This is a genomic window from Streptomyces sp. cf386, from assembly GCF_900103585.1.
GTDB lineage: Bacteria > Actinomycetota > Actinomycetes > Streptomycetales > Streptomycetaceae > Streptomyces.
The window spans coordinates 643636-654954 of the sequence record NZ_FNHV01000002.1 but is presented as its reverse complement, the minus strand read 5'-3'; the positions used below and the strand labels follow the sequence as shown (position 1 = coordinate 654954).

The 11319-nt window shown below is 70.3% G+C and carries 10 protein-coding genes, 1 tRNA gene and 1 pseudogene; 9 read left to right on the top strand and 3 right to left on the bottom strand.

Annotated features, from left to right (window positions below):
- Positions 1 to 1568: pseudogene (locus BLU79_RS48880) on the bottom strand (hypothetical protein); the annotation flags it as partial.
- Between the two features lie 8 nt (positions 1569 to 1576).
- Positions 1577 to 2593 (bottom strand): SMI1/KNR4 family protein, encoded by a 1017-nt coding sequence (locus tag BLU79_RS07270; protein ID WP_093904760.1) that lies wholly within the window; start codon positions 2591 to 2593, stop codon positions 1577 to 1579.
- A 308-nt stretch (positions 2594 to 2901) separates the two neighbouring features.
- Here BLU79_RS07270 and BLU79_RS07265 point away from each other — a divergent pair, with 308 nt between their 5' ends.
- Together BLU79_RS07265 and BLU79_RS07260 are read left to right on the top strand one after the other, a co-directional pair.
- A complete protein-coding gene (locus BLU79_RS07265) occupies positions 2902 to 3426 on the top strand; it encodes a YwqJ-related putative deaminase (protein WP_093904759.1) in 525 nt (174 codons plus the stop codon).
- A 48-nt stretch (positions 3427 to 3474) separates the two neighbouring features.
- Positions 3475 to 3969 carry an SUKH-3 domain-containing protein gene (locus BLU79_RS07260; RefSeq protein ID WP_093904758.1) on the top strand — a complete coding sequence of 165 codons (495 nt, stop codon included), beginning with the start codon at positions 3475 to 3477 and terminating at the stop codon, positions 3967 to 3969.
- A gap of 97 nt (positions 3970 to 4066) precedes the next feature.
- On the opposite strand, the gene BLU79_RS07255 is transcribed toward BLU79_RS07260, so the two are convergent.
- Positions 4067 to 5422, bottom strand: a complete 1356-nt coding sequence (locus tag BLU79_RS07255) for a sensor histidine kinase (protein ID WP_093904757.1) — start codon at positions 5420 to 5422, stop codon at positions 4067 to 4069.
- A 226-nt stretch (positions 5423 to 5648) separates the two neighbouring features.
- Here BLU79_RS07255 and BLU79_RS07250 point away from each other — a divergent pair.
- From BLU79_RS07250 to BLU79_RS07220, 7 genes are all read left to right on the top strand, one after another.
- Positions 5649 to 5720 (top strand) — tRNA-Gln (locus tag BLU79_RS07250).
- A 122-nt stretch (positions 5721 to 5842) separates the two neighbouring features.
- A complete protein-coding gene (gene glmU, locus BLU79_RS07245) occupies positions 5843 to 7291 on the top strand; it encodes a bifunctional UDP-N-acetylglucosamine diphosphorylase/glucosamine-1-phosphate N-acetyltransferase GlmU (RefSeq protein WP_093904756.1) in 1449 nt (482 codons plus the stop codon).
- Positions 7292 to 7366: 75 nt separating this feature from the next.
- Positions 7367 to 8347 (top strand): ribose-phosphate diphosphokinase, encoded by a 981-nt coding sequence (locus BLU79_RS07240; RefSeq protein ID WP_093904755.1) that lies wholly within the window; start codon positions 7367 to 7369, stop codon positions 8345 to 8347.
- Positions 8348 to 8534: 187 nt separating this feature from the next.
- A complete protein-coding gene (locus tag BLU79_RS07235) occupies positions 8535 to 9131 on the top strand; it encodes a 50S ribosomal protein L25/general stress protein Ctc (RefSeq protein ID WP_093904754.1) in 597 nt (198 codons plus the stop codon).
- A gap of 189 nt (positions 9132 to 9320) precedes the next feature.
- Positions 9321 to 9923, top strand: coding sequence for an aminoacyl-tRNA hydrolase (gene pth / locus BLU79_RS07230; RefSeq protein WP_093904753.1), 603 nt, complete (start codon positions 9321 to 9323; stop codon positions 9921 to 9923).
- A 65-nt stretch (positions 9924 to 9988) separates the two neighbouring features.
- Complete coding sequence (locus BLU79_RS07225) at positions 9989 to 10477, top strand: hypothetical protein (protein WP_093904752.1); 489 nt, start codon at positions 9989 to 9991, stop codon at positions 10475 to 10477.
- Positions 10478 to 10615: 138 nt separating this feature from the next.
- Positions 10616 to 11287 (top strand): LPXTG cell wall anchor domain-containing protein, encoded by a 672-nt coding sequence (locus BLU79_RS07220; RefSeq protein ID WP_093904751.1) that lies wholly within the window; start codon positions 10616 to 10618, stop codon positions 11285 to 11287.
- The last annotated feature ends 32 nt before the right edge of the window (positions 11288 to 11319 follow it).

Sequence of the window (11319 nt, the reverse complement as noted above, 5' to 3'; positions counted from 1 at the left end):
CCAGGAGGCTGCGGAGCCCCAGGCATGCCCGAAGCACCCGGAACACCAGGCGCGTGAGGAGCACCAGGCGGATTCGGCGCACCCGGAGTGCCAGGGGCACCTGGGGCAGCCGGGGCACCCGGAGGCTGCGCCAGACCCCCCATCTGACTCGGGTCGGCCAGCACCGTGGCGGCATGGTGAACCGCGCCCGGAGGCGTACCGGGCGGATTCGGCGCGCCGGGCGCACCTGGAGCACCTGGAGCACCCGGGACACCCGGCGGCTGCGGAGCGCCGGGCCCGTTCGCGCCCCCCGGCCCCTGCGGCGCACCCGGCCCCGCAACACCCTCGGGCCCGTCCGGCCCCAACGCCGACACGAGCTGCGTCGGAACGTACCCACCCGCCGGCGTACCCGGAGCGGACGGCGGCGGAGGCGTACTCCCCGCCCGCGCACCCGACGCACCCGGCATCCCCGGAGCACCCGGCGGTGGCGGCGGCGTAGCCCCACCCCGCGCACGCGGAGGAGGCGCCGCCTTGCTGGTCGCCGCATCGGCGATGTCCCCGGCGTTCGGCGCAAGCGGCCGCCCCGGAGCACCCGGCGCACCAGGGGCACCCGGCGCCTGCGGCGGCACACCCGCACCACCGGCGGGCCCGCCCTGCGGGTAGCCGTAAGACGGCGCACCCGGCCCAGGCGGAGGCGGCGGCGTCACACCCGGCGCAGGAGCGCCCGACGGAGGCGTACCCGGCCCACCCGCACCCTGCGGATACCCGTACGACGCCCCACCCGGCACCGGCGGGGGCGTGCTGCCCTGCGGCGCACCGCCCTGCGCACTCGGCGTGTCATGGCCGCCAACCACCGTGGGCGGAAGCCCGCTGCCACCCGACATCAACGCCGTCTCGGCATCCGGCGGCACACTGTCGTCACCGCTCAACGGCGGCGCGAACACCGTCTCCGGCAACGGCACGGAACGGTCCTCGCCGATATCGATGCTGGTGTCCGTCCCGGCCCACGGAGTCGCGCCCTCAGGCGCACCCGGCACAGACACACCCGGCACGGGAGTCGCCGAAGCCCCAGCCCCAGCCCCAGACGCACCCGAGCCCCCCGGAACCCCACCCGACGTACCGCCGGAGGCACCCGCACCCGCACCCACGCCATCGCCAGAACTGTCAGACCCGGCCCCCGAGTCCCCAGCCCCACCGTCCTGCCGCTGATCCGGGATCCCCAACTTGTCCGCCGCCTCCTGCAGCCACTCCGGCGGCGTCAGCAGGAACGACGTCTGGTTCAGATCCACCCGAGCCGGAGCGGCCGGCGCCGGTTGCGCCGCCGCTCCCCCACGGCCGTACTCCTCCTCGTACCGGCGAATCACCTCACCCACCGGCAGCGACGGCCACAACGTGGCCTCCCCGCTGTCCCGGGCGAGCACCAGCCGCTGATCGCCCCCGTCCGAACGCGGTCCGTCCGCACGGTCCTCGGCCCACACCACGAACCCGAGCTCGAACTCCCGTACCCGCACCTCACGATGCTGGTACGACGGGACATCCCCGTTGATCCACTCTTCCGCGCGCTCCTGCGCCTGTGCGAACGTCACCATCGCGAAGCTCACTCCCCCACCGAAGCCGCAGAAGACGCAGAGGACGGCGAAGCCACCGGCACCGCCCGCGCGAACCCACCGTCCACCATCAGATTCGCCACCGTCTCCAACTCCGGCGGAGAACCCGCCAGTCGGGACAGGAACGCGTCGAAGTCCTCACCGCACGGCACCAGCAGGCGCGCCACGCGATCGGCCGCCGGCCAGGCCGGATCCACATCCCGCGCATCGTCGTACGCGCAGAACCACACCGAACCGAGCCGCTCGCCCCGCACCTTCAGGGCCAACAACCCGCCCTGCACGAACCCGACGCCCAGATAGTCCTTGGTCAGATGGTCCCGCAGGCACTTGTTGACGTAGACCAGGTCATTTATCGCCGCCTCATCCCGGACCGTGAACAGCGGCTGATCGACCAACAGGCCCAACTCCGCGTCCAGAGCCGTCCCCACGGGAGCGCACCCGCCCGCCGCCTTCAGGAACGACCGGTACGCGCCCGGCAGCCGATACCCCAGGTCCTCCTCGACCCCCAGCACCTGCGACTCCGTCACCGCCACACCCGACTTCGGCAGCCCGAAGTGCGCCGGGCGCGTGTCCTGCAACGGCCGCGTTCCCCGCTTGTTCTGGTCCACCGCCGACGTCGCGATCCCACCGTGATGCCGCAGCAGCGCCTTCACCTCGACCGGAACCAACTCCAGCCGCCGCGAACCCACCACGTGGTGCCACGTCCAGCCGTGCGGCGTCGCCACCGCCGGCACCGTGTCCCACAGATCGTGTCCCGACGCCGCCAGCGCCGCGTTCGCCGACACATAGTCCGTCAGCCGCAACTCGTCGACACCGAAGCCCTCCGGCGGCTCCGCGATCTCCGCCGCCGCACGCGCGTACGGCGAGAAATCGGGGTAACCACGCTCGTCGACCCGTACTCCTCTCGGGTGACGGGACGCGCGTACCGGATCCGGGAAATGCACGACCTGCCCGGCGTAGGCCGCGTTCGGCGGCGCGGCTTGCTGCCCGAGCCGACCTGTCGTCATGGCGGTTGCCCCCTGCGGCGTTCTGATACGGGACGCCACGACCACCCTCGGTCGTGGCGCCCCGTATCGACTGTCTCGTCTGCGTCCACGCGTCACCGCATGGAAAGCGGTGCCGACAGCCTATGCGGTACTACGAGACCGGTCACCGGCGCCGGTCATGCCCCCCTCCGCTTCCGTGACCAGCCGTCACCCCGCCGTGACAGCCCGCCCAAACCCGGGCGTGTCGCGCCGCCCCAGCTTCCGCACCCGCCTCGCCGTTTGGCACTCTGTGACGTCCGAGAGCATGCCCACGGGATGCTCGGGAGGGGATGACGATCATGAACACCACGCAGACGGGGCGCGACGCGGCGAGGTCTGGCGACCCCCGCATCGGCTGGAGCGCCACCGAAACCCCCCACGCGCCCGCCCTGCGCCACCGCCGCGACGGCATACTCCCCACCGTCGCCGCCGCCCTCTCCGTCCGCGGCGCCACCCTCACCGGCACCGCCGCCCGCGGCGACCAGCCCCCCGAGCTGCACCACCTCGTCCAGGACTTCCTCGACACCCTCACCAGCGGCGAGCGCGACCGCTTCACCGGCCGGTGCGCCGAGACCATCCTCATCTCCCGCCACATCGCCACCGTCGACGCCACCCGCAGCAAACGCGCCGCCCGCAAACCCATGACCAACGGCGAGGCCCGCAAGGCCCTCAAACAGGCCAAGCTCACCGCCCGCCGCATCCGCGAGGACGGCGACCCCCTCCACGGCAGCTTCGCCGCCCCCTGCCGCGCCTGCACCGCGCTGAGCACCCACTTCGGCGTCTACATCGTCGACCCGACAGCAGCAGACGGCTGACCCACCCACCCCCCGCACGTCCCATAGGCACCGACGAACGAAGGGCAGATGCACACCGACCGCACCTCCACCACCCGCTTCCCCGTCCCCGTCGACGCCGCCCTGCGCGCCGCCGGCTGGCAGCCCGGGCGCTGGGACATCAAGCAGGCCGAGATCTGGGCCGACGCCCTGCGCGAACACACCTCACCCGTCGGCCACCGCCACGTCGTCTTCCCCGCCGCGGTGGAAGCCTGGGCCGAATTCGGCGGTCTGCACATCAGCCCCACCGGCCCCGGCCGCCAGGTCGCCCCCGCGAGCGTCCACTTCGACCCGCTCCACGGCCTGCACATGGCCCGCACCCTCGGCGACCTCGGCCGCGCCCTCGACACCGAGGTCTGCCCCCTCGGCGCCGAAACCGACACCCATGCCCTCCTCGCCATCGACACCGAAGGCCGCGTCTACACCCTCGACCACACCGGCGACTGGTACCTCGGCCCCGACATCGACCAAGCCCTCTCCGGACTGGTCGCAGGCATAGAACCGGTACGACTGACAGCGGGCTGACACCCGAAAGAGCCGCACCACCAGCGGCACGGCAACGGCAACGGCAACGGCAAACAGGACGCGATAAGCCGCCACCGCGACGCCAAGCTCCGCGCGGCTACGCCGCCGCCGGAATCACCGCCGACACCCGGAAACCCCCCGCGTCCGTCGGCCCGGACACAAACACCCCGCCCAGCGCCACGACCCGCTCCTTCATCCCCACCAGGCCGTTACCCCCCGACGGCAACCGCGCCGACGACTCCGACGACACCTCCGGCGGCGGCTCGTTCTCCACCTGCATCGCGATCTCCGTCACCCGATGCGCCAGCCGCACATGCGTCTTCGCCCCCGCCGCATGCTTGTGGACGTTGGTCAACGCCTCCTGTACCACCCGGAACGCCGTCTGCTCGATCTCCCGCGCATACGACCGCGAGTCCCCCTCCACGGACAGATCCACCACCATCCCCGCGGCGGCCGACTGCCCGATCAACTCGTCCAACTCGGACAGACAGGGCCCCTCGGCAACCCCCTCGTCCTGCCCGCCCCGCTCCCGATCGGCCGCGGCGGCGGCAGCGGCCCCCACAGCGGCAAGCGGCACGACGGCCTGCTGAACCATCCCGCCCCGGCCGGCGCCACCACCGGTACCGCCCGCACTCCGCAGCACCCCGAGCATCTCCCGCAACTCGGTCAACGCCTGGCGCCCCATGTCCCCCACCAACGCGGCGTTCTTCACCGCCTTCTCGGGATCCTTGCGGGCCACCGCCTGCAACGCGGCGGCATGCACGACCATCAGGCTCACCCGGTGCGCGACGACGTCATGCATCTCCCGGGCGATCCGGGTCCGCTCCTCGCCGCGCGCCCACTCGGCCCGCTCCTCCGCCCGCTCCGCGAGCAACTGAAGCTCCCGCTCAAGACTGTCGGCCCGCTCCCGAAGGCTCTCCATCAGCCGCCGCCGGGCCCCCACATACAGGCCGAGCAGGAGAGGCGGCGCGGTCACCCCGACAGCGGTGGTGACCGAGGCGAACGGAATCACCCAGTCCCCGAAGGTCAACGTCCCCCGCGCCACGTCCTGCCGCACCCACACGAACGTCACGATCAGCGTGCCGACGAACGACATGCCGGCCAGCGAGGCGATGATCCGCCGCGGCAGTTCGGAGGCGGCGAGAGTGTAGAGCCCGACTATGCCCATCAGGAAGCCCATCTGGGCGGGCATCACCGCGATCGACACGAGGACGACGGCGATGGGCCACCGCCGCCGCAGCACCAGCACCGAGCCGGCCAGAACCCCGAACACCACCCCCGCGGCCTCCGGAATCCCGGCCTCCCGCGCGAACCTAACCCCCTCGGCCCCACACTCCACCGCGGACGCGACACCCAGCCCCACGTCCAGCACCGCACTGCGCAACCTGCCCCACCACCACGGTCCCGCCCCCGGTGGCGGAGCCTCGGCGTGGTCTTCCCCCGTCGTGGTCATGACTCCAGCCTACGGTCCTTAGGGCACCGATTTCCGGGGAGTTTTGACGGGCGCACCACACCACACTCCGTGACCGAACGTAAGCGAGACCGCCCGGCGGGCCACCTCGGACTTCCACGTCATGAGGCGTGCGGATCGGTACCGTCGCACGGAGGGCGCCCGGTACGGCATAGTGTTGGGTGCCGACTCGGCGGCCTGGTCAAATGTCCGGTTCAGTCGAGTTCATTCCCCCGTGGTGTAATTGGCAGCACTGTGGCTTTTGGTGCCATCTGTCCGGGTTCGAGTCCTGGCGGGGGAGCAACTGCTCGGTTCGGGCCCTGACTGCGACAGCTCAGTCAGGGCCCGCTCCCATGTCCCCCACAATTCGCCCCGGTATCCTGCGGATGTCACCCCACCCCCTCCACAGCCGAAGGGCATCCCGTGAGCGCCATTCGCCCGGCAGCCGTCGTCGTTCTCGCAGCGGGTGAGGGCACCCGTATGAAGTCGGCCACACCCAAGGTCCTGCACGAGATCTGCGGACGCAGCCTCGTGGGTCATGTGCTCGCCGCCGCGCGTGAGTTGCAGCCCGAGAACCTGGTCGTGGTCGTGGGGCACGCGCGGGAGAAGGTCACCGCGCATCTCGGCGAGATCGACCCCGGCGTGCGCACCGCCGTGCAGGCCGAGCAGAACGGCACGGGGCACGCCGTACGGATGGCCCTCGAGGAGCTCGGCGGCGCAGTCGACGGGACCGTGGTCGTCGTCTGCGGCGACACTCCCCTCCTCACCGGCGAGACCCTGACCCACCTCGCGGCCACCCACTCCGCCGACGGCAACGCCGTCACCGTGCTGACCGCCGAGGTCCCGGACGCGACCGGCTACGGGCGGATCGTGCGCGACGGTGCCTCCGGCGCCGTGACCGCGATCGTCGAGCACAAGGACGCGACCGAGTCGCAGCGGGCGATCCGGGAGATCAACTCCGGGGTCTTCGCGTTCGACGGGCAGCTCCTCGCCGACGCTCTCGGCAAGGTACGCACGGACAACAGCCAGGGCGAGGAGTACCTGACCGACGTCCTGGGGATTCTGCGCGAGGCCGGTCACCGGGTCGGTGCCTCGGTCGCCGGCGATCACCGTGAGATCGCCGGGATCAACAACCGTGTGCAGCTGTCCCAGGCGCGCCGCATTCTCAACGACCGGCTCCTGACCCAGGCGATGCTCGACGGCGTCACCGTGATCGACCCCGCGAGCACCTGGGTCGATGTGGCCGTGACCTTCGAGCAGGACGCGATCGTCCACCCGGGCACCCAGCTCCAGGGCTCCACCCACCTCGGCGAGGGCGCGGAGGTCGGGCCCAACACCCGACTGAAGGACACCAAGGTCGGCGCGGGGGCACGGGTGGACAACACGGTGGCCGACAGTGCCGTCGTCGGGCCGCAGGCGAAGGTGGGGCCGTTCGCCTATCTTCGTCCGGGCACCCGTCTCGGCGCCAAGGGCAAGATCGGTACGTATGTCGAGACGAAGAACGCCTCGATCGGTGAGGGCACGAAGGTGCCGCACCTCTCCTATGTCGGTGACGCGACGATCGGTGAGTACACGAACATCGGCGCCGCGAGCGTGTTCGTGAACTACGACGGACAGGACAAACACCACACCACCGTCGGTTCGCACTGCCGTACCGGTTCGGACAACATGTTTGTGGCTCCTGTCACGATCGGGGACGGTGCGTACACCGCCGCCGGGTCCGTGATCACGAAGGATGTGCCGCCCGGTTCGCTGGCCGTGGCCCGTGGTCAGCAGCGGAATATCGAGGGTTGGGTGGCTCGCAAGCGTCCGGGCAGTGGGGCCGCGAAGGCGGCTGAGGCGGCGTCTCGGCAGGTCGAGGGCGAGGACTGACCGGAAACGGGTGCGCCAAACACGGCGTACCGTGATAAGTGCACACCCAGTTGAGACACCTCTGAGGAGACAGCTGTGACCGGGATCAAGACGACCGGCGAGAAGAAGATGATGTTCTTCTCCGGCCGCGCCCACCCCGAGCTTGCCGAGGAGGTCGCCCAGCAGCTGGGGGTCGGGGTCGTCCCGACGAAGGCCTTCGACTTCGCCAACGGCGAGATCTACGTCCGTTACCAGGAGTCGGCGCGCGGCGCGGACTGCTTCGTGATCCAGAGCCACACGGCTCCGATCAACCAGTGGATCATGGAGCAGTTGATCATGATCGACGCGCTGAAGCGTGCGTCGGCCCGCTCCATCACGGTCATCGTGCCGTTCTACGGTTACGCGCGGCAGGACAAGAAGCACCGTGGTCGTGAACCGATTTCGGCGCGTCTGATCGCGGATCTGATGAAGACCGCGGGTGCGGACCGCATTCTGACGGTTGATCTGCACACGGACCAGATTCAGGGCTTCTTCGACGGGCCCGTCGACCACCTCTTCGCCCTTCCGCTGCTCGCGGACTACGTGGGTGCGAAGGTCGACAAGGAGAAGCTGACGGTCGTCTCGCCGGACGCCGGCCGGGTGCGGGTCGCCGACCGCTGGTGCGACCGGCTGGGTGCGCCGCTGGCGATCGTGCACAAGCGGCGCGACAAGGACGTGGCGAACCAGGTGACCGTCCACGAGGTCGTGGGTGAGGTCCGGGGCCGGGTGTGCGTCCTGGTCGACGACATGATCGACACCGGTGGGACGATCTGCGCCGCCGCGGACGCGCTGTTCGCGCACGGCGCCGAGGACGTCATCGTGACGGCGACGCACGGTGTGCTGTCCGGCCCCGCGGCGGACCGGCTGAAGAACTCCCGGGTGGGCGAGTTCGTGTTCACGAACACGCTGCCGACGCCGGGTGAGCTGAGCCGTGATCTGGACAAGCTGACGGTGCTGTCGATCGCGCCGACGATCGCGAGTGCGGTGCGTGAGGTGTTCGAGGACGGTTCGGTGACGAGCCTCTTCGACGAGCAGTAGAGATCCTTGCGGTAAAGATCCTTTTGGTACGGCCTCCCGGTCCGAGTAGACTGCTTCAGTTGCTCGGCGAGGGAGGCCGTACCTGTTGGTACAGGTATCGGCTGTCCGTTATCGACGCGCTCTTCGTAGCAGGCCGTTCGTGGCCGGGTGACCACGTCCGTTTCCAGTTCTACGAGGAGTGATCCGTATGTCCGAGGTCAAGCTCACCGCCGAGACGCGCACCGAGTTCGGCAAGGGTGCCGCGCGCCGTATCCGCCGTGACAGCAAGGTTCCGGTCGTTCTGTACGGCCACGGTTCGGACCCGCTGCACCTGACCCTGCCGGGTCACGACCTGCTGCTCGCGCTGCGCACGCCGAACGTCCTGATCTCCCTGGACATCGACGGCAAGGCCAACGAGCTGGCGATCCCGAAGTCCGTGCAGCGCGACCCGATCAAGGGCTTCCTGGAGCACGTCGACCTGCTGCTGGTCAAGCGCGGCGAGAAGGTCACGGTCGAGGTCCCGGTCCACGCCGAGGGTGAGCTGGCCGCGGGTGGCAACCTGCTGGAGCACGTCCTGAACGCGCTGCCGGTCGAGGCCGAGGCCACGCACATCCCCGAGGCCGTCACGGTGTCCGTCGAGGGCCTGGAGGCCGGTGCCTCCGTGCTCGCCAAGGACATCAAGCTGCCGAAGGGCACCACGCTGGCCGTCGAGGAGGACGCGGTCGTCCTTCAGGTCCTGGCCGCGCAGGCCGAGGAGGCCCCGGAGGGCGAGGCCGCCGAGGGCGAAGAGGTCGCCGAGGCCTGATCCTCAGGTCTGGCAGAGGCGTGATCCTCGGCTCTGTCATCGGTTCGCCAGCCGCTGTTCCCGTACGGGGCAGCGGCTGGCGCGTATCACTCAGGCTTGGCGGGCAATGTTCCCGCCGGTCACCCCGGCGGACCGGCGTTTCTGCTGGGGGTCCGGGGGTTATCCCCCGGGAAAGCACAGCAAGGAGAGATGGACGTGACGACCGATCCGAGCGCCCCCTGGCTGATCGCCGGCCTCGGCAATCCGGGGCCCGAGTACGCCATGAACCGGCACAACGTCGGGTTCATGGTGGTGGATCTGCTGGCCGAGCGGATCGGGGGGAAGTTCAAGCGTGCGGGCAAGGCTCAGGCGCAGGTCGTCGAGGGGCGGGTCGGGCCGCCCGGGCCGCTGAACCGGCGGGTGATCCTGGTGAAGCCGATGTCGTACATGAATCTCTCGGGGGGACCGCTCAACGCGCTGCGGGATTTCTACAAGGTGCCGCTCGGCAACATCGTCGCCATCCATGACGAGTTGGACATCGACCACGGCGCCTTGCGGCTGAAGCTGGGCGGTGGGGACAACGGGCACAACGGGCTGAAGTCGATGACGAAGGTGATGGGTTCGGACTATCACCGGGTGCGGTTCGGGATCGGGCGGCCTCCGGGTCGTATGCCGGTGGCGGACTTCGTGCTGAAGGACTTCTCGTCGGCGGAGCGCAAGGAGCTCGACTACTTCGTGGACCGGGCCGCCGACGCGGTGGAGTGTCTGGTGATCGACGGGCTGGAGCGGGCGCAAAGCACGTACAACTCCTGACTTGTCCGCCCGCTCGATCGGGCCGAGGTTGACCGGGCGTAGGGGCATGGCCAAGGATCGCGGCCATGCCTTCTGCCGTTGTCTCCAGTCAGGGTGCCGTGACCGCGCTGCGGTTCGGGCGCCTCGCGACGATGGGTACGGTCGCGGTGCTGATCCTGATCGCGGGGGTGTGGGCGTCGTGGGGCACCGCTCAGCATGTGATGCTCACGAAGGGGCGGGAGAGCGGCACGATCGAGGTGACGCGGTGCGGTGCGGAGACGTGCAGTGGGCCGTACACGCCTATCTCGGCGGGGTCGCAGCGGCGTGAGTCGGTCGTCATCGAGAAGAACGTGGCCGTGCGCAAGGGGCAGACGTACACGGTCGTGATCAAGCCGGGCAGCGACGATGTCGTACGGTCCGGGCCCGCGGGCATCCTCTATGCCTGGGTTCCGTTGGGCGGGGCGCTGTTGCTGACGTCGGTCGTGGTCGCGGGCGGGCTGCGGCGGACGCGGGTGGCGTGGGTGCTGGCGGGGTCGGGGGTCGCCTTGCTCACGGCGGCATTTGTGGTGGTCTGACGGCCTGCCAGGAGCGGCCGCACCTGTGGAATTTCTGTTCGTTCTCTGTTCGTGATTGACCTGGAGTCGGTCCCGGCCGGAAGCTGAGCCGCCCCCTCCACATCTTCCCGTTCCTTCTCGAAGATGGACTACTGCCCCATGCGTACCCTCAATCGCGCCGGTGCCCTGTCCGCCGTCGCCGCGGCCGCGTTGCTCTGCACTCCGGCCGCCGCCCACGCAACCGCTCCCGGAGACAACGGCACCGTCAAGATCCATGACGCCGCCACCGGCGAGGAACTGCGCAAGAACGAACCGCACGTGTGCGAGTTCTACCTGGACGCGTTCGGTTTCGACAGCGTCCAGCAGGTCAGCTGGCACATCGAGGCCTGGGCCCCGACGGCCGCCGTCAAGGGCGCGACCGTGAAGTCCGGCGCGATCACGCTGGACGGCGAAGGCCACGGCCGCACGCAGGACATGACACTGCCCGACGGGCACTACAAGCTGTTCTGGAACTTCGAGGGCGAGAACGGGTCCGCCAAGCACAAGGTGTTCTGGACGGACTGTGAGAACGGTGACGACGGGGAGCAGGGCGGCACCACCACGCCGTCCGCCCCCGGGTCCGAGACTCCGGGCGACTCCACGACCGAGCCGGCCGCGAGCCCGTCCCCGTCCGCCGAGGCCGCCCCGTCGTCGTCCCCGTCGCCGCAGGGCCCTGCCGAGGGTGACCTCGCCGAGACCGGGAACGGTGCCCCGGTGGGCCTGCTGTCCGCGGCAGCCGCGGCGCTGCTGGGTGCGGGCGGATACCTGGTGTTCCGGCGTCGCAAGGCCTGACCCGGAACGGGAAAGAGCGGTGCCCCCGTGCT